This is a genomic window from Microbacterium sp. PA5 (genome assembly GCF_049860775.1).
Lineage (GTDB): Bacteria > Actinomycetota > Actinomycetes > Actinomycetales > Microbacteriaceae > Microbacterium.
The window spans coordinates 3,026,503-3,044,556 of the sequence record NZ_CP187567.1; the positions used below are offsets into that span (position 1 = coordinate 3,026,503).

General features: G+C 70.2%; 9 protein-coding genes. 4 read left to right on the forward strand and 5 right to left on the reverse strand.

Features of this window, described 5'->3' with window-relative positions; translation table 11 throughout:
• Positions 1-4: 4 nt before the first annotated feature.
• The 4 genes from ACPWUT_RS14270 to ACPWUT_RS14285 all read right to left on the reverse strand — a co-directional run bounded on the left by ACPWUT_RS14270 (position 5) and on the right by ACPWUT_RS14285 (position 5,411).
• Entirely contained in the window at positions 5-853 is an 849-nt protein-coding gene (locus ACPWUT_RS14270; protein WP_425838859.1) for a carbohydrate ABC transporter permease, read from the reverse strand.
• A 50-nt stretch (positions 854-903) separates the two neighbouring features.
• Entirely contained in the window at positions 904-2,283 is a 1,380-nt protein-coding gene (locus ACPWUT_RS14275; RefSeq protein ID WP_425838862.1) for an ABC transporter substrate-binding protein, read from the reverse strand.
• 835 nt (positions 2,284-3,118) lie between these two features.
• Entirely contained in the window at positions 3,119-4,300 is a 1,182-nt protein-coding gene (locus ACPWUT_RS14280) for an amidohydrolase family protein (protein ID WP_425838865.1), read from the reverse strand.
• Positions 4,301-4,739: 439 nt separating this feature from the next.
• A complete protein-coding gene (locus ACPWUT_RS14285) occupies positions 4,740-5,411 on the reverse strand; it encodes a hypothetical protein (protein ID WP_284528891.1) in 672 nt (223 codons plus the stop codon).
• 168 nt (positions 5,412-5,579) lie between these two features.
• Here ACPWUT_RS14285 and ACPWUT_RS14290 point away from each other — a divergent pair, with 168 nt between their 5' ends.
• The 4 genes from ACPWUT_RS14290 to ACPWUT_RS14305 are packed head-to-tail and all read left to right on the forward strand — an operon-like array spanning position 5,580 to position 12,438.
• Positions 5,580-8,336, forward strand: coding sequence for an MMPL family transporter (locus tag ACPWUT_RS14290; protein WP_425838868.1), 2,757 nt, complete (start codon positions 5,580-5,582; stop codon positions 8,334-8,336).
• The gene (locus ACPWUT_RS14295) at positions 8,333-10,339 is read left to right on the forward strand and encodes a YhgE/Pip family protein (RefSeq protein WP_425838871.1); all 2,007 of its coding nucleotides are present in this window, start codon (positions 8,333-8,335) and stop codon (positions 10,337-10,339) included. The genes ACPWUT_RS14290 and ACPWUT_RS14295 overlap by 4 nt, the downstream gene beginning before the upstream one ends.
• A gap of 12 nt (positions 10,340-10,351) precedes the next feature.
• Positions 10,352-11,050 carry a response regulator transcription factor gene (locus ACPWUT_RS14300; RefSeq protein ID WP_284528888.1) on the forward strand — a complete coding sequence of 233 codons (699 nt, stop codon included), beginning with the start codon at positions 10,352-10,354 and terminating at the stop codon, positions 11,048-11,050.
• Entirely contained in the window at positions 11,047-12,438 is a 1,392-nt protein-coding gene (locus ACPWUT_RS14305; protein ID WP_425838875.1) for a sensor histidine kinase, read from the forward strand. Before ACPWUT_RS14300 ends, ACPWUT_RS14305 begins: the two co-directional genes overlap by 4 nt.
• A gap of 256 nt (positions 12,439-12,694) precedes the next feature.
• Here ACPWUT_RS14305 and ACPWUT_RS14310 read toward each other — a convergent pair whose 3' ends face one another.
• Entirely contained in the window at positions 12,695-18,043 is a 5,349-nt protein-coding gene (locus tag ACPWUT_RS14310) for a polysaccharide lyase family 8 super-sandwich domain-containing protein (RefSeq protein WP_425838878.1), read from the reverse strand.
• Positions 18,044-18,054 lie beyond the last annotated feature (11 nt).

The window sequence follows — 18,054 nt, forward strand, 5'->3', positions numbered from 1 at the left end:
GGGGTCAGTCCTTTGAGGCCAGTCGCTGGAGGGGGATGACGACGAGCAGGACGATCGCCATCAGGACGATTCCCATCGCGGCCGCAGCGCCCACCTTCTGCTCGCCGAACGCGAGCAGGTAGATGTCGACGCCGGGGACGATCGTCGCGCGGTCGGGCCCGCCCTGCGTGGTCATGTAGATGATGTCGAAGCTCGCCAGGGCGGCGATGATCGTGAGCGTCGCGCACACCACCAGTTGACGGCGCAGGCCCGGCAGGGTGACGGCGAAGAACTCCTGGAACGCGTTCGCACCGTCGATGCGGGCAGCCTCGTACAGCGACGGGTCGATGCTGCTGATGCCGGCCGTGAGCATGAGGGTCACGAACCCCAATAGCGCCCACGTGCCGATGAATCCCACGGCCACCAGGGCAGTGGCGGGGTCGGCCAGCCACGGGCGGGTGATCGCGCCGAGGCCGGTGGCGTTGAGGATCTGGTTGACGGCGCCCTCACGCGAGTAGATCCAGCTCCAACCGATCGCTGCCGCGACGATCGGGATGACCTGCGGCATGAAGAAGACGGCCCGGGCGAAGCCTGCCCCACGCCTCCCGGCGGCGGCTCGGGTGAGCACCGCCGCCAGCAGCCCCAGCACGAGCGTGACACCCGTGAAGAAGCCCATCAGCTGGAAGGCGTGGAGCAGGGAAACGAGGCGGACCGGGGAGGAGAAGACATCGAGATAGTTCTGCAGGCCCACGAACGTGGCCTCTCCGATGCCGTTCCAGTCGTACAGCGAGTACTGCGCGGCGCGTCCGAACGAGCCGAGCACGAGCCAGCCATAGAGGGCCAGCGCGGGCAGCACGAACAGGACCGAGATCACGACGCGCTGTCTCTTCGCGGACGAGCGGAACATTCCTCCCCGGCCCTCCATCACTTCATCAGCTCCGACTCGTAGGCAGCCTGCACCTCGTCGACGAACTGCTGCGGCGTCTTCGAGCCCAGCATCAGCGACTGCATCAGCGGGTTCATCGTCGACAGGGTGAACGCCTGACTGACGTTGGCGAAGAAGTCGACCGCTCCTCCGCCCGCCAGCACCTTCTGGAACGCTTCCGACGTCTCCTGCACGAGCGGAACATCGGTCTGCGGCGCCGGCAGGTCTGTGGGGCCACCCGGGGAGCTGCCGATCACGTCGACGATGAGCTTGCGCGCCGTCTCGTCCGTGTGCACCCAGTTGAGGAAGTACGCCGCCTCGTCCTTGTGCTTCGCCGCGGCCGGGATCGCGTGGTTGGAGGGGAAGGCGGGGGCATACTGCTTCGCACCCGCCTCGACGGTCGGCATGAGGAAGAAGCCCACGTTGTCACCCATGGCCGCGACGAGGCGCTGCGCCTCCCAGTCACCGACGGGTACGAACAGGGCCTTGCCCGCCTGGAAGTCGCCCATCATCGTCGGGTAGTCGACCGAGACGGCGTCCTTCGAGATCACGCCGTCGCCCTTCCACTGCTGCAGCTTCTCCGCCGCCTTCAGCATGCCGGGCTGAGCGAACGACGAGCCCGGGACCTGAGCGGTCCATGCGGTGATCGCATCGCTGTCGCCGTAAGCCGTCTGCACCTCCTGAAGGAGGAAGGGGGTGCCTGCGTCTTTCGCCGCCACGGACAGACCGAGGTAACCGGCGTCGACGGCCTTGTGCGCGTAGTCGTCGAACTCCGCGAACGTCGCCGGCGGCGCGCTCATGCCGACCTCTGCGGCGATCTCCTTGTTGTAGAAGATGCCCGTCACGTTGTAGCCGATGCCGACGGCGTAGAGGGAGCCAGAGCCGCGCTGGCCGTCGGTATCGATGCGGTTGATGTCGAGCAGTTCCTGCGACCAGCTGTCCCACCCGTACGCCTCGAAGTAGGGGTCGAGGTTCGCGATGAGCCCGTCCTGCACGAACTGACCGATACTCGGCATGAAGATCACGTCGGGTGGGTCGTTGCGCGTGAGGATGCGGGACATGTTGGCCGCGAGGTTCGAGTTCGCTTCCGCGACGATGTCGAACGTGACGTTCGGGTGCTGCTTCGTGAAGGCGTCGCTGATCTTGGTGAGGGCGTCCGACGCTTCCGTGTTGGTCATGATCGTGACGGTGACGTCCTCGGACGTGAGTTCGGTCGACACGTCACCGACGGTCGGCGTCTGGCCCGCGTTCGGGTTTGCGGGACCGGGAGGGGCGCAGGCGCTCAGGGCGACGACCCCGGCCATGCCGACGGCCGCGATGAGGACGAGCCGGCGCCGTGCGCGCGATGCGCGGGTCGCCGGGATGCGGGAAGGACTCATGTGATTTCTCCTTTGGCGTCGACGATGACGACGGGTTTCATCGTCGCTCGACCGCCACAACGCCCGTAGCCGCAACCTATCCCCACTACGGCGGCGCACAACCGCCGCACGGCGGATGTTCTTCGCTAGGCGCCGGCGGACCCAGAGAAGACGTACTGGTCGGTATTGGTCGCCGACCCTGATGGCATCCGCGATGACGCACACCTCGGCTACAACGGTCCCGAGCCGGATCAAGTCGGGTGGTGCATGAAGTGCCCGTGGAGTTACCGTGCGGCGCTTCGGGACTGAGGGCTGAGCGCCCGTCAAGGTTGAAGATGCTACGCAGCGTCACCCTCAGCAATGCCATCAGGCTGACTATGTCGGCCTGGGGCACGCTCCCGTGTCGGACGCTTCAGGCGGCGCTGGAACAGGCCAGGAGCAGTGCTTCCTCGGTCAGGTCGTGAACACCGGCAAACTCGAGGTAGATCGAGGGCGCGTCAACTTCAGTCCGAACTAGCCCGCATTCTGGCGAAGCAGTCTGAAGTAGCTCCGGAAGTGACATTGCCGCTTCCGGAGCTACCTCGGACTTTCCGGAGCCAGTTCGGACTGATAGTCCGTGGAAGATCGCCGATGCAGAGCGCTCGACACCGACAGCGGCGGCGTTGGCTCACCAGATCCGCCTGAACCAGAATCGCTAGGTGGTGCGAGGCCGCGAACGGCGATAGTTCCCGCGCGGCGACCGTCCGCGTCGTCCACGAGGGAGTGAGCGCCTCAAGAATGCGCCAGCCGAGTCGCCGGAAAGAGGCATTCGTCGCCACTCCATCGTGGAATCCCGGCCTCACGCCGCCGGCGCATCTCAGCAGCAGTCGTAGACCGAGGGCGCGGCAACGGGGCGCTCGGCACCCTGCGCCGAGCCAGACGAAACTACCTGCTCGATACGCGCGTGCAGTTCCTCGACCGCGAGATGCTGGCCGCCGCGGACGACGGCGGTGACCGAGCCGAGATTCGCGACATCGGTCGTCGGGTCGGAGCCGAGTAGAAGCAGATCGGCGTCCGCCCCCGGCGAGATGACTCCCATCGTCGCGGGTCGCCCGAGGAAGCTCGCCGGAGCACTCGTGGCCATCCGCAGAATGTCGAGCGGTGCGATGCCGGCCGCGCCCAGTTCGCGGAACTCCTGTTGCAGACTCTGGCCGGGCACCTTGCCCTGTCCATCGGTGGCGGCCATCATCGGCACGCCTTCCTCGTGCAGAATCCCCGTGAACCGTTTGGCCATCGCATAGACCCGGCGGTACCCGTCACGGGTTGCGGCCGGCAGAGCAGCGAAGGTGGCGAGCACGTCGGCGTATTCATCGCGGCTCCCGGCGTCCATTCGGCCGAGCCAGGCATCGTCCCGATACGCCGGGTCGTCCATGAGGTACTGCGTGCGCAGCCGAACGAGGGTGGGCGTGTGCCACGTGCCGTGGCGGGCGAACGTGGCCGCAACGGAGTGCGCTCGGGCCTCGTCGAACGAATCGACGGCGTCCGTGAGCAGCGCTGCCACTTCGGGACTGTTGAAGGCGGCGGGGTTGATGAGCGTCGTGGCCGTGCGAGCCGTCATCACATCCTCGACGAACGGAAGCCCGCCCATCCACGCCGGGAACGGCAGCGACGTGTCATCGCGCGCGCGCAGCTCGTCGCGACGCGACGAGATCTCGATCCACATGCCGCGCGAGGCACCGAGGTGCTCTATTCCGTCGTAGCCGGCCGCCGCCGCGTCGGAGGGCGACACCCCTTCCGGCAGGTGTCCGACGATGCGGAGCCCTCGCCGGTGGGCATGCTCGACCGCCGCGAAGAAGACCTCCGGCGAGGTGAGCACCATCTTGACGAAGTCGGCACCCGCCTCGTACTGGTCATCGATCGCGCGCCGCACATCGTCGACCGACGCCGCGGAGAACGGCGTGAGGATCTCGCCCGGCATCGCCAGCAGCCGCGGGGTGAAGGTGCCCAGGGGCAGGCGCTGCTCGGCACGGTCCGCAAGCATCCGCGCGGTGCCGGCCATCTGACGCATCCCCGTGACGCCCTCGGCGAGCATCGTGATCATCATCAGCGTGGGATCGGCAGCCTGCAGCGCGTGGGTGTGCATGTTGTTGTAGCCGGGAACCGCGTAGCGGCCGGCGCCGTCGATGACCCGCACGCCCGTTCCCGTCGCGGACGCTGCCTGTGGTCCCACCGCGGTGATTCGCCCGTCTCGCACGAGGATCGAGGTGTCCTCACGGCGACTGCCGTGTCGAGGGTCGATCACCGTGACGTGATCGATCCGCATCGACCCGGCAGCCGGCGGGGGCACTCGCGGCGTGGTCTCAGCCGTCAGCATCCGCAGCAGGGGCATCCCGGCGGCAACGGCGAAGCCGGCGCCGAGAGCGCTGACTCCGGCCACCTTCAGCACCTGCCGACGCGACCGCTGTGGCGCGGCGCTCGGTTTGTCTACGTGAGGCTCGTCACCGGTCATGATCTTCTCCGTCACACGAGAGGAGTCCGGTCACCGCGCCGGCTCCGGCGGTGCCCGCGCCGTTCACAGCCACCTCGGCGGTGATCACCGTCGCCCCTGGGCGGATGCGCACGCCGGTCACGGTGACTCCGCCGTGCGAAGGGAGGGGGATACCATCGGCCAGCTGCGCGGAGAGGTCATTCCCCGAGCCTTCGTCTCCGCCCGACCGGCTGAGCAGCGCGAGCGCGCGGTCGGCGGGCAGGATCATCCCCGCAACGGCCACCGTGTCGACCTGGAGGCGCCAGCCGGCAGCATCCGAGGCCGCGCGCAGCCCGACCTCGATCGGGATCACCGTGCCGAAGGCAGGGCGCTCCAGAGACACGATCAACTCATCAGGCGCCGTCGTGACGACCGCCTCCGCTCCCGAAGAACGGCACGCGGCGTAGGAGGTGAGGGCCCCGTCCGTCAGCTCGACGTCGATCGACAGACGTCCGGTCATCACCGCGAGAAGCGCGGGTCCGCCCGACCGCGTCACCGATATCCCCGATGCCGCGTCGTCGCGGGCGGCGAGCCGCGCATCGATCTGCGCCGCCGCGACCTGCTCGGCCACCACCGCCGCTCCGGCGGCCACCAGAGCGAGCGCGGAGAGCGCGATGATCCATTTCCTGCGTCGATGAGCCACCCGATCATCCGATCGCGCGCGCCTCGCCGCTTCCCGACGCTCAGCTGACGGTCACCTGACGGCCCCGCCCGTCACCGTCAGACGACCGTCAGGATCATCGCCCGCACGCGATCAGGTCGCCTTGCTGGCATGGAGATCGCCTGTCCGCCTGCAGCTTCGGAGATACAGATGTCGCTCTTCCTCTACCGCCTGGGACGCTGGGTCGGCGGTCACCGCCTCACCGTGATCGCTGCCTGGGTGATCCTCCTGACGGCGCTCGGCGGCAGCTTCCTGGCCCTCGGGTCCGCTTTCGAGGACGACTACTCGATCCCCGGCACGGAGTCTGCTCGGGGGGAGGAGATCCTCGCCGACCGGTTCGGCTCCGATGCAACCGGAGCGCAGGCGCAAGTGCTCTTCCGCGCGACCGACGGGTCGATCGACTCCGCCGAGTCCGAGACCGCCGTCGATGCACGGCTGTCTGAACTGGCCGCGCTTCCGGGCGTGGCCGAGGTGAGTTCTCTGGACGATCTGAAGCAGAGCGACGACGGGTCGGCCGCTCTGGCCACGGTGCGCTTCGATGTCGAAGATCCTGATGACGCCGCGATGGATGCCGTGCGCGACGCCGCCCTGCAGGAGAGCCCCCACATCACGACGACGATCGGCGGCGGCGCCTTCAGTTCGGGCGCACCCGAGGCGGGGCACGTCGCGGAGATCGTCGGCATCCTCGTCGCCCTCGCCGTGCTCGTCCTGACCTTCGGCTCGTTCATCGCCGCCGGACTGCCGATCGTCACGGCCGTCGTCGGCGTCGGCGCGACCATTTCCGCGCTCTCCCTCTTGTCGCTCACGACCTCGATCACCACGACCTCACCGTCGTTCGCATCGATGCTGGGCCTTGCGGTCGGCATCGACTACGCGCTGTTCATCCTGGCGCGCCATCGGAGCCAGCTGTCGGCGGGTCTCGACCCACACGAGTCCCTGGGTCGTGCGCTGGCGACCGCGGGAAGCGCGGTGGTGTTCGCGGGACTCACGGTCGTCGTCTCTCTCGCGGGCTTGGCGCTGGCGGGTGTTCCCGTCCTGGCGGCGCTTGGGCTGGCGGGCGCGCTGGCGGTGACGGTCTCGGTGCTGGTGGCTCTTACCCTGGTTCCTGCCGTGGCCGCCCTGTTCGGCCGCGCGCTCACCCCCTCCACGCCACGACGCCGCCGAGGCTCCGAGGCCGCGGCGTCGGCAGCTCCGCGGATCACCCTGGCCGAACGGTGGGTGCGCGCCATCACCCGGCGCCCCGCGGTCACCGTTGCCGCCACCGTGACCCTTCTGGCGGTCATGAGCATTCCCGCGTTCTCGCTCACCCTGGCCCTCCCCGATGCCGGGACACGTGCCGAGTCGGATCCGTCGCGCCAGCACTACGACGCCGTGAGCGACGCGTTCGGCGAGGGCTTCAATGCACCGCTGCTGATCACCGCCGACGTGCTCGCCAGCGACGATCCGCGGGAGGCGGTCGACGACCTCAAGGCCGAGCTGCGGGAGTTCCCCGGCGTCGTGGACGTGTCGATGGCCAGCCCGAACGCGGGTGGAGACACCGCGCTGCTGCGCGTCATCCCTGAGGGCGGGCAGAGCGACGAGCGCACCATCGCGCTCGTCCACGACCTTCGCGAAGATGCGCCGGCACTCGAGAAGGCCAGCGGGGTGACCGACCTGCGCGTCACGGGCACGACCGCAGTCAACATCGACCTCTCGGAGCGGCTGGCGGCAGCCCTCCTCCCGTTCGGGCTCACGGTGGTCGGACTCTGTCTCATCCTGCTCGCCGTCATCTTCCGCTCCGTCGCGGTGCCCATCAAGGCGGCTCTCGGGTACGTGCTCTCGGTGGGTGCCGCGTTCGGTGCCACGGTGGCGGTGTTCGGATGGGGATGGATGCCCTGGCTCAGCGGCGGTCAAGAGCCCGGAGCCGTCGTCAGCTTCCTACCGATCCTGCTGATGGGCGTGCTGTTCGGCCTTGCGATGGACTATGAGATGTTCCTCGTCAGCCGCATGCGCGAGCACTACGTCGAAACCGGCGACGCACGGGAGTCGGTCTATGCCGGCTTCGGCCACTCGGCCGTCGTGGTGGCTGCGGCCGCCGTGATCATGGTCGCCGTGTTCGCCTCGTTCGTCCCCACCGGCAGTAGCACCCTCAAGCCGCTCGCGTTCGGTCTGGCGGTCGGGGTGTTCGTCGACGCCTTCATCGTGCGCATGACCCTCGTGCCGGCCGTGCTCATCCTCCTCGGCGACCGCGCGTGGTGGCTGCCGCGCCACCTGGGACGCCTGCTTCCCCGCGTCGACGTGGAAGGCGAGGCGATGCAGAAGGTCATCGAGGCCACGGAGTTCGAAGACCGCCACGGCGATGTGGTGCTGCGCGCGCACGGACTGCGCGTCGCCGAGCACGACCAGCCGCTCGACATCATCGCGCGACCCGGCCGTGTCACCAACATCCCGGTCACCGACGCCGGCCACGCCGGCCGTCTGATGGCCGCGATCTCCGGCCGCACCGCGGTGAGCGAAGGAACCCTCGTGGTCTGCGGGGCGACCATGCCCGAACAGCGCGCGACCGCCGTGCAGCGCGCCGCGATCGTCACCACCGCGTCGATCCCTCCCCACTCGACCGTCGGCGCCGTCACGCGCGACGGCCTCGCCTGGAGAGGCGGAACGCGGGCGGAGAAGCGGTGGCGCCGCGCGCGCGTCGCTCAGCTCGCCGCCGACCCGGGGCGGTCGACCGTCACTCTCGACGCCGACGAGAAGCAGCTGCTGGCCGGAGCGATCGCCCTGGCCGGCGGGGCACGGCTCCTCGTCTTCGCCGAATCCCCCACCGACCACGTCACGGCGACCCTGCTGCGTCACGGCGCGACGATCGTGCGCTTCGCACGGGTCGAGGTCGCCGCCGCGCCCACCCTCGTCCTGGAAGCAGCCCGATGAACCTCCGCTCCCGCCCCGTCCGCCGGTTCGCCGCCATCTGCGCGGTCGCCCTCGTCCTCCCCATCGTCGCGGGCGGCCTGCTCGCGGCAAGCATCGCCGGCCGCAGCGGGTCGCTGGATGCCATTCCCGTCGCCATCGTCAACGACGACGAGATCGTCACCGGCGAGACCCCGATGGCCGCCGGACGAGCCCTCTCGGCGGCACTCGTGCACCCGGATGACGACGCGACGCAGTTGGATTGGACCCTGGCATCCGCGGATACTGCCGCCCAGGGCCTCGCCGACGGCGACTACCAGGCCGTGCTCACGATTCCCGAGGAGTTCTCCGCCGACGTGCTGTCGATCGCGACCGACGATCCGCGCGCGGCACAGATCACCCTGCAGACCACCGCGACCGCCTCGCCGGTCGGTGCGCTCGCGGCGGAGGCCGTCACGGCGGCGGCCGCCGCCGAACTCGGCGAGCAGATCACGGTCGCCTACCTCACCGAGGTGTTCGACGGGTTCGACTCCATCGCCTCGGGCATGGCGTCGGCCGCAGACGGCGCCGCCTCCCTCTCCGACGGGGCGGCCCAGATCAGCTCGGGTGCGGACTCGTTGGGCAGCGGCGCCGCCGAGCTCGCCGACGGGCTGGACACTGCCGCCGGCAGCGCCGCGTCGCTCGCCGATGGAGCCGAGCGGGTCGCGGACGGCGCCGCGTCTCTCGCCGACGGGGCGGACGACCTCTCCGGGGGCGCCGGCGAGGTCGCTGCGGGTGCGCGCGCCCTCGGCGAGGGAGCGCAGACGCTGTCCGCAGGGCTCGACGACACGGCATCCGGAGCGGCACGTGTGACCGAGGCGACGGCATCCGTGGCCTCAGGGGCCGGAGAGGTCGCCGCCGGTCTCACGGATCTGTCCGCATCCTGTGCGGCGGCGGGGGCGGCACCGACATTCTGCGCAGCCCTCGCACAGACCCGCGACGGGGCGGGCGCCGTGCACGACGGCGCCACCCAGGCCGCCGACGGCGCCGCGACGGTATCCAACGCGCTCACCCAGCTTTCGGGCGCGGGGTCGTCTCTCGCCGACGGGACCGCCTCGGTCGCCGACGGGGCCGCGTCGGTGGAGTCGGGGGCCGCCTCGCTCGCACGCGGCGCGGTGTCGGTCGCGGACAACACAGTCCAGCTCGCGGACGGCGCGGCGGCGCTGGCCGACGGGATCGCCTCTGCGGCCGACGGCGCCGCGCAACTCGACGACGGAGCAGCCCAACTCGCGGACGGCGCGACGAGCCTCGACGAGGGCGCGGCGACCCTCGCCGATGAACTCGACGACGCGGCCGCGCAGGTGCCCGAGAGCACCGAGAACGGCGCCGACGACAACGCCGCGGTCATCGCCACCCCGATCGTGGTCGATTCGGCGGCCGACATCGACTGGTCGGGGTGGAGCTGGGCTCTCGTGGCCGCGCTGACGCTCTGGCTGACGGCCCCGGCGGCGCTGCTGCTCGGCCGGCGCGCGCTGAGCGCGGCCGCCGGCGCGAGCACCGCGACAACCGCCCGCCTGGTCCGGGCCCTCCTCGCACCCCGGACGGCCGTGGCGATCCTTCAGGCCGGCGTCGTGGTGACAGTGCTCCTCCTCGCCGGCGCCGACCTCGGCTCCGGTCTCGGCTCGGGGGCGGCCTTCGTCGCCCTCGCCGTGCTGGCGAGTCTGACGTTCACCCTGGTGATGTCGGGCATCGGGGCCGCCTTCGGCCGCGCCGCCGTGCCAGTCATCCTGGCGCTCTCCGCCCTCCAGATCGCTGCGGTCGGGGGCATCGTTCCCCTCGAGACGGCACCGGCCGCCCTGCAGCCCTGGTCGGCGCTGCTCCCAGCCACGCGCTACCTCGATGCAGCCGCGGCTCTCGCCGTCGGCGATGCGACCGGAGCTGCGGGCGCCACGATCGTGCTCTCGGCCTGGGCGGCCGTCGGTCTCGCGCTCACGGCCACCGGCGTCCGGCGCCGCCGCACGGCCCTCGGCGCCGTCGTCCTCGCGTGACAGGATGATCCCATGACCGGTCAGATCGTCCTCGTCGTCGACGATGACGAGGAGCTCCGCACCATGGTCGCCTCGACCCTCGCCTTCTCCGGATACACCGTGATGCAGGCGTCCGACGCCGCCACGGCCTTCCGAGCGATGTCAGAAACCGCTCCGGATGCGATCGTGCTCGACGTGATGATGCCCGACGCGGACGGCTTCGATGTCGTCCAGGTGCTGCGCCACCGCGGCAGTCTCACGCCGGTGCTCTTCCTGTCGGCGCGCGACTCGGTGGAAGACCGCGTGCGCGGGTTGACGCTCGGCGGTGACGACTACCTCACGAAGCCGTTCCGCACCGTCGAGCTGCTCGCCCGCATCCAGGCGCTCCTGCGCCGCGCCACCGCCACCGCCGCCGGCGCGGGTTCCGAGGGCGCACTCCGGGTGGCCGATCTCGAGCTCGACGAGGAATACCACCGGGTCAGCCGGGCTGGGCACGGAATCGACCTGTCGCCCACCGAATTCCGGTTGCTGCAGCTGCTCATGGAAAACGATGGGCGGGTGCTCTCGAAAACCCAGATCCTCGAGGCGGTCTGGCAATACGACTTCGGCGGCGACACGAACGTCGTCGAGCGCTTCATCTCCAACCTGCGCCGCAAGATCGACGACGGTCACACCCCGCTCATCACCACCGTGCGCGGATTCGGCTACAGCATCCGCTCCTCGCCCTCGTGACCGGCTCGATCCGCGCCCGCCTCATCGTGTCGCTCGCGGCCTCGGCGGCGATCGTCATGACGCTCGGCGCCGTTCTCACGGTGGCCCTCACGTCGCACTTCATCTCCCAACGCATCGACGCGCGCCTCACCGAAACCGCCTCGCGCGCGACGGCGCTGCTCACCGCTTCCGACACGGCGACCCTGTCACCCGATCTCTCCGCGATCCTCAGCTCGGACCTCACCGGTGTCATGGCGCTCGACGGCGGCGAACTCGTGCACACCGCACAGCTCACGGACGTCGATGCCGAGATGCTCGCGGCCGTCACGTCCCGCGACCCCGTCGCCGTCGGCGATTATCGTGCGGTGGCCGTCAGCCTCGACGCGGGGTCGCTGCTGTTCGAGTCGGCTTCGGAGGATCCCACGCCGGTGCGACATCTGGTCCTCGCCCTCGATACCACCGCCCGTGAGGGCATCATCACCTCGATCACCACGGCTGCGGTGATCAGCGTCGGAGCCGCTCTCGTCATCCTCATCCTCGTGGCCGTGGTGATCGTCACGCGCGGGCTCCGCCCGCTGTCGACGATGGCCGACCGTGCCGCGGCGCTGGCCGGCGGCGATCAGACGACGCGGCTGCCGGTGGGCGAGCGAGACGACCCCTCCATCGCCCGCCTCGCCACCACCGTCAACGCGGCCTTCGATGCACAGGAGGACGCCCAGAACCGCGTGCGCTCCTTCGTGGCCGATGCCTCTCACGAGTTGCGCTCCCCGCTCACGACAGCCACCGGCTGGGTGGATCTCTTCCTTCAGGGCGGGGTGACCACCCGCGACTCGCTCAACGATGCGATGGGCCGCGTGGCGACGCAGCTGCACCGCATGCGGCAGCTGATCGAGGAGCTCGCCACCCTCGCCCGCACGGATGCCGGGCGTCCTCTGGATCAGTCGCCCGTCGACCTGGGCCCCCTCACCCGCGAAGTCGTCACCGACATGCGCATCGCGCATCCGACGCGCGACATCCGCCTGGCTCCCGACGGGGCCGAGCCCGCGCTGGTGCTGGGAGATCAGGCGCGCCTGGCCCAGGTCCTCCGAAATCTCGTGGGAAACGCGGTCTCCCACACTCCGGCCGATGCCGCCATCACCGTCGCCCGCTCCTCGCACGGGGGAAGACACCGGATCCAGGTCGCCGACACGGGCCCCGGCATTCCCGCCGAGCACCTGCCGCACCTGTTCGAACGGTTCTGGCGAGCAGACAGCAGCCGCACCACCGCCACCGCCGGCTTCGGGCTGGGGCTGGCGATCGCGCAGTCGCTGGTCGAAGCCCACGGCGGTACGATCACCGTTTCCAGCAGCGGCGAGCGTGGCACGGTGTTCGTGGTCATCCTTCCCGCGCTGAGGACTCCGGCTCCGTGATCGCATCCTGCATCACCGTTTTGCCGGGGTTCTCGCTAGGAGGCCCCGCCGCGGAATCCCCGTGATCCGGCTGTGTGAGACGGACTCCCCCGCCTGCCCAGGGCAGCCCAGGGCAGCGCGCGCAGCAGCGCCGCGATCCCGATGAGGCGAGTGGCGGAATGGGTGACGGTGAACATGCGATCCTCTTTCCCTCGATGATCAGAGGCACCGCGGGGGTGGCGGGGAACCCTCTGTCCGCGCCACTCCCGCGATGACCTCACCGGGCGATCTTCTTGGGCGTCGACGACGTGGTGACGCTCGCGTACCCCGCCTTGACACCTGTCGTCTTCACCACGACCGACTTGCCGCGGTCGGCCGAGCGCACCGTGTAGGTCGACGACGTCGCGCCCTTCACGGCCTTGCCCGACACGTACCACCGGTAGGTCACCTTCGTGCCTGCCGTCCACGTGCCCGTGACCGCGGTCAGCTTCTTGCCGACCGCCGGCGTGCCGGTGATCCGCGGCTTCGACGACGTCAGCTTGCCCGCCGCGACCTTCTTCGCCGCCGACGTCTTCACCACCGAGGTGTAGCCCGCCTTCGAGCCGGTGACCGAGACCTGGACCGATCTGCCGAGGTCGGCGGCCCTCGGCGTGTACGTCGAGGACGTCGCCCCCTTCACCGCCTTGCCGCCCACGAGCCACTGGTAGGTGAGCGAGGTGCCCGCCGTCCACGTGCCCGGCTTGGCCGTCAGCTTCACGCCGACCCTCGCGGCGCCCGAGATCGTCGGCACAGCGGAGGTCAATGTGCCCGCGGCCACCGTCTTCGCCGCCGACGTCCTCGAGACCGTCGTGTACCCGGCGAGCGTTCCGGTCACCCGCACCGACAGGCTCTTGCCGTAGTCGGCGGCGACCGGGGTGTACGACGAGGAGGTCGCGCCCGAGATCGCCGTGCCGCTGCGCAGCCACTGGTAGCTCAGGTCGGCGCCCGGGGTCCACGAGCCCGCGGAGGCCGTGAGCTTCACACCGACCTTCGCCGTGCCCGAGATCGTGGGCACCGAGGACATCAGCTCCGCGGGCGCCGTCTGCACGGTGATCGACGCGACGTCGGACGTCACCGTCGCGAGTCCGTTCGCCACGACGGCTCGGACGGCGCCGCCGTCATCCGCCGCCCGCACCGTGCGCGTCACGGTGGCACCGGTCTCACCGGCGATGTCCGCCCACGTGTCCGAGCCCGGACGGCGCTCCTGCCAGGTGATCGTCGGCGTCGGCGCGCCGGTCGCACCGACCGTGAAGGTGACGGTGGACGTCGGCGCCGCGGCCGTGACGGTTGCGGTGACGTCGGCCGGCTGCGCGGTGATGGCCGCCGCTTCTTCGGCGAGGGTCACGGGCGTCGCGGTCTCGAACGGGGCGAAGACCGCTCCGCCGCCGGCGAAGGTGTAGACGCCGTACTCCCCGTCCTCCTCGAACCGGCCCGAGGCCACAGCGAGCTCCACGCGGAAACCGCCGTTCTCGTCGACGACGACGCCACCGGCCTCCTCGCCTCCGATCGCCGCAAGGTCCTCCGCGTGAACGGCCCACTTCTCATCGATGACGTGGCGCCCCGAGCCGCCCTGGCTCGGCCGCCAGTCGTCCGAGAACCTGCCGAAGACGACGGCGACGCCTCCGAACGATCCCGCCAGCGGCCCCTCGGTCGCGGCCGTGTCCGTCCCCCGCGCGGTGAATCCGGAGCCCGTCACGACGATGGTCTCCCCGTCGGGATCCAGCCCCTCGGTCCGCGAGACCGTGACCGTAGGCACGGGGTCGACGGCGCTGACCTCCAGCTCATCGATCGCCGAGCGCAGCGCGGCGGTCGCCGCGTCGACCTCGGCCTGCGTGGCGCCGACTTCACCGCGGATCGCCCGCGCCCGATCCCGTGCCGGGATCACCGGCTTCCAGCTGTCGGCCGTGTACGTGGCGCTCTCCAGCGCGGCCGACCGGTCGAGCTGTGACGTGAGCCCATCCAGGTCGGCGGTCACGATGACGTGGCACCACGCGGTCTCGTTCCCCGCCGCATGGGTGAGGAGGATGTCCGTCGCACCGGGGGCGCCGGTCGCGATCTCGAAGTCGGTCCGTCCGGAGCCGGCCGCGCGACCGTCGCCCACGACGCGTGCGACGCTGTCGTCGAGCGAGACGGCGCGGATCACGTCGCCGTCCTCCGCGGGCTGGATCGTCGCCGAGACCGTCGCCGACCCGTCGGCGTCCGCGGTGAGCGCAGAGACGCACTCCAACGCGGAGCCGCCGTAGAGCTCGAACTCCCAGATGTTCAGCCCGTACTGCGTGGCGGGCAGACCGGTGAGCTTGACGTAGCGCACGTGGGCCGTCGAGAAGTCCAGAGTGTGCTGCAGAGAAGGCTGTGCCGACGTGACGCTGGTGAGCGTCGTCCACGTGGTCCCGTCGGCGGAGCCCTCGATGCGGTAGTTGTTCGATGTCCCCGATTCCCACTTCACGATCGCCCGTGACACCGAGAGCGTCGCCCCGAGGTCGACCTGGAGCCAGTGCTCGGTAGCCGCGCGTGCGGACGACCACTTGGTCGATCCCGCGCCGTCGGTCGCCTTCGAGGCCACGATCGTCGCGTTGTTGTTGTACACGCTGTCGGCGGTCGTCGGGCGGTTCAGAGCCAGGTTGCCCTTGTTGGTGGGGACCTTGGGAGCGTCGACGACCGTGCGGTCGGAGAACACCTCGAACTCCCAGAGCGACGGGCCGTAGTCCAGTGCACGGGTGAGCGTCTGCATACGGACGAAGCGGGCGCTCTGCCCTTCGATCGTGATCACGTCGATGTCGCCGTCGCTGCCGCCCGTCGGCGTCGTGTAGGCGTCCCGCCATGACGCACCGTCGTCGGACAGCTGGATCTTGTAGGTCTTCGCGTAGGCCGCCTCCCAGCGCAGCCGCACGGCTCCGAGGGGGCGGGAGCTGCCGAGGTCGACCTGCGCCCACGCGCTGTTCGCGTTGTTGCCCCGCCAACGCGTGTTCGGGTCGCCGTCCGTCATCAAGTAGACGAGGTTGTAGCCGGCGTAGCCCGATGCGCGCGTCGCGGCGTCGGCCGCGAGGTTCACCCCTGAGGTCACCGTCAGCTCGCGGATGCCGTAGCGATCGCCGCCGCCGTCCCGCATGACGAGTCGGACATGGCCGGCAGCGGTCGGGGTGATCGGCACCTCCGTCACGCCACCCGAGCCGTCCACGATGTGCGCGTGGTCGATCCAGTCGACGCCGTCGCGCGACGTCTGCACGACGAAGTCCGTGGCGAACTCGTCCGCCCAGTCGATCGTGACGCCGGTCACCCATGACCCGCGCGCGAGGCGGGTATCCACCCACGCGACGGGGTGGCCGTCGGACGTCCAGAGCGTGTCGCGGTCGCCGTCGCCGAGGGCGGCCACGTCGGCTCCTGGCGCACTGCTGCTGGCGGAGTACGCGGAATCGTCGGGCAGCTCCCCGGCGACCAGAGCCGCGGTCACGGTCTTGCCCAGGTTCGCGCCCGCGCCGAGGGCGAACACGCCGGAGGCGGAGCGGTCGCCGTCGGCCAGCGAGACGCGCACCGTCAGGCCCGGTCGGTCGGGGTTGGCGACGCTCACCATCGGCTGCTCGCCGCTCTCGTCGAGGAGGACCAGGCTCGGCTGATCGACCGTGAGGGAGCGGCCACCGCCGAGGTCGAGCGATCCCGCGGCCGCGAAGGTCGCCATCGTGACGTCGAGCCCGGCGTGGCGGACCGCCTGCACTGCGGTGTCGTTCCGCAGGGTGATGACGTCGGGATCGGCGGCATAGGCCTCGACGTCCGCCGGCTCGGCAGCAGGGAGCACGGTGTAGTCGTAGGACCCGTCGCTCGGCGTCGTGCCATGGTCGATGAAGAGGCTGAACGCGTCGCGCGTGACGGGCTCCGCGCCGGGCCATGAGCCGGTCTGGGCCTTGTTCGAGACCTTCACGTCCTGGCCCGCGGCGAAGACGTAGCCGATCTCGTCGTTGTATGCCCAGCGGGCATCCCCCGCGCTCTGCGCATCGGTTCCGGCGGCGACCGTCGCACCCCCGACCGCGGCGTTCGCCTCCGCCACCGCCTGGTTGATGGTGGTGTGCACCGGGGAGGCGGACGTGGAGCGGATGTCCGTTCCGAGCGCCACCATCTCGTCGTCGAACGTGAAGTAGCTCTTCTGCCCGGTGGTGCCGGCGGTGTCGAGGGTGAGCACGCTCAGCCCGTAGCGGCCGTTCGAGACGCCGCCGGTGAAGCTCCCGCCGTCGCCGTTGCGTCCGCGGTTCTCCACGCCGCGCTCGGTCCGCTTGACATAAGGAGCGGTGACGCCCGGGTAGTGGTACCAGTCGAACGTCGGTCCGAGGTCGAGATACTCGCGGTTGTCGACCTGGATGGCGGTGGAGCCCATCGCGTTCCAGTAGACGGGGTTGCCGATCGCGTCGTCGTACGCCGTGCGGAGCTCGGCGCCGAATGTGCGGGAGGAGTTCAGCCGGATGAAGATGCCGTACTCGTCGCGAAGGTGGGAGCTGAACTCCGACCGCCAGAAGTACTTGTCGCCGGTCGCTCCGTTCGTGCGGGTCTTGCCGAGCACTCCATCGAGGACGGCCTGGTACGCCGTGCTGTAGAGAGGATCGGTGCGGGCCATCCGCTGGTACGCCTCGATGAACTCGGACGCGTGACTCGTGACGCCCTGGATCGTCTTGGGCGCTCGGTAGTTGAGGTAGAGCATCCCGATCTCGCCGCGGATCATCCACCGCGTGCCGTCGATGGCGTAGAAGGCGATGGAGTCCAGCTGCTCCCGCGTGAAGGCGAGGGAGGTGCCGCGTGCGACGTCCGCCCACAGCGCGGCGGAGGTCAGCAGGACCATCCCGTATCCCTCGCTGTAGAGCTGCGCGCCGTGCGCCCAGAAGCTCGCGTCCGGCTGCACCGCCTCGTTGACGGCGCCGGAGCGATCGACGGCGATCGTGGCGACCATGGTCGCGAAGCCGGCGGCGATGTTCTGGGTGTTCCCGGTCGCGAAGGCCTCGAACAGGTAGTTCGTCGTGCGCCAGGCGCCGTTGGCGCCGGCCGGGTCGAGCTTTCCCGTGTTGTGGGTGAGAGCCACCGCGAACGCCTCCTCGCTGAGGACGTCGCGGAGCAGCAGCGAGAGCCGGCCCATGGCGATCGACTCGCCGATCTCCGTCTCCCACCAGTTCGAGTTGCCCGGATTGACACGATCCCAGTGCAGGAGCGCGCGTTCGATCGCGAGCAGCACCGTCGGGTCGTCGTAGCCGGCGGCGCCCGGATCGCGGTACGCGTGGGCGAGAGCGAGCATCCGGTAGAGCGCGATGTAGGCCGACCACGTGGCCCCGTTCGCAGAGCTCGTGCGGTCGGCGTAGTCGACGTCCGACCAGGATCCGTCGGCGTTCTGACTCTCCACGTACTCGAGTGCCTCCGAGGCCCGAGCCAGGTAGATGCCGTTCGCGATGATGATCTCGTCGCCCTGACTCAGGTAGTACTCCTGAAGCCGTGCGATCACGGTGTCCACGTCGTCATCGGCGGTGGCGGCGGGCGCCGGGCCGGCGACGATCCCCGCGACGCTGAGCACGAGGACGAGCGCGAGGGCGAGCAACGATCTGACGCGGTTCATGAGGGCTCCTT

Bases quoted from the DNA above. Each gene is read 5' to 3' on its own strand.
- ACPWUT_RS14300 (WP_284528888.1), top strand. From the start codon at position 10,352: ATGACCGGTCAGATCGTCCTCGTCGTCGACGATGACGAGGAGCTCCGC.
- ACPWUT_RS14290 (WP_425838868.1), top strand. From the start codon at position 5,580: ATGTCGCTCTTCCTCTACCGCCTGGGACGCTGGGTCGGCGGTCACCGC.
- ACPWUT_RS14275 (WP_425838862.1), bottom strand. From the start codon at position 2,283: ATGAGTCCTTCCCGCATCCCGGCGACCCGCGCATCGCGCGCACGGCGC.
- ACPWUT_RS14280 (WP_425838865.1), bottom strand. From the start codon at position 4,300: ATGGCCGGCACCGCGCGGATGCTTGCGGACCGTGCCGAGCAGCGCCTG.
- ACPWUT_RS14295 (WP_425838871.1), top strand. From the start codon at position 8,333: ATGAACCTCCGCTCCCGCCCCGTCCGCCGGTTCGCCGCCATCTGCGCG.
- ACPWUT_RS14310 (WP_425838878.1), bottom strand. From the start codon at position 18,043: ATGAACCGCGTCAGATCGTTGCTCGCCCTCGCGCTCGTCCTCGTGCTC.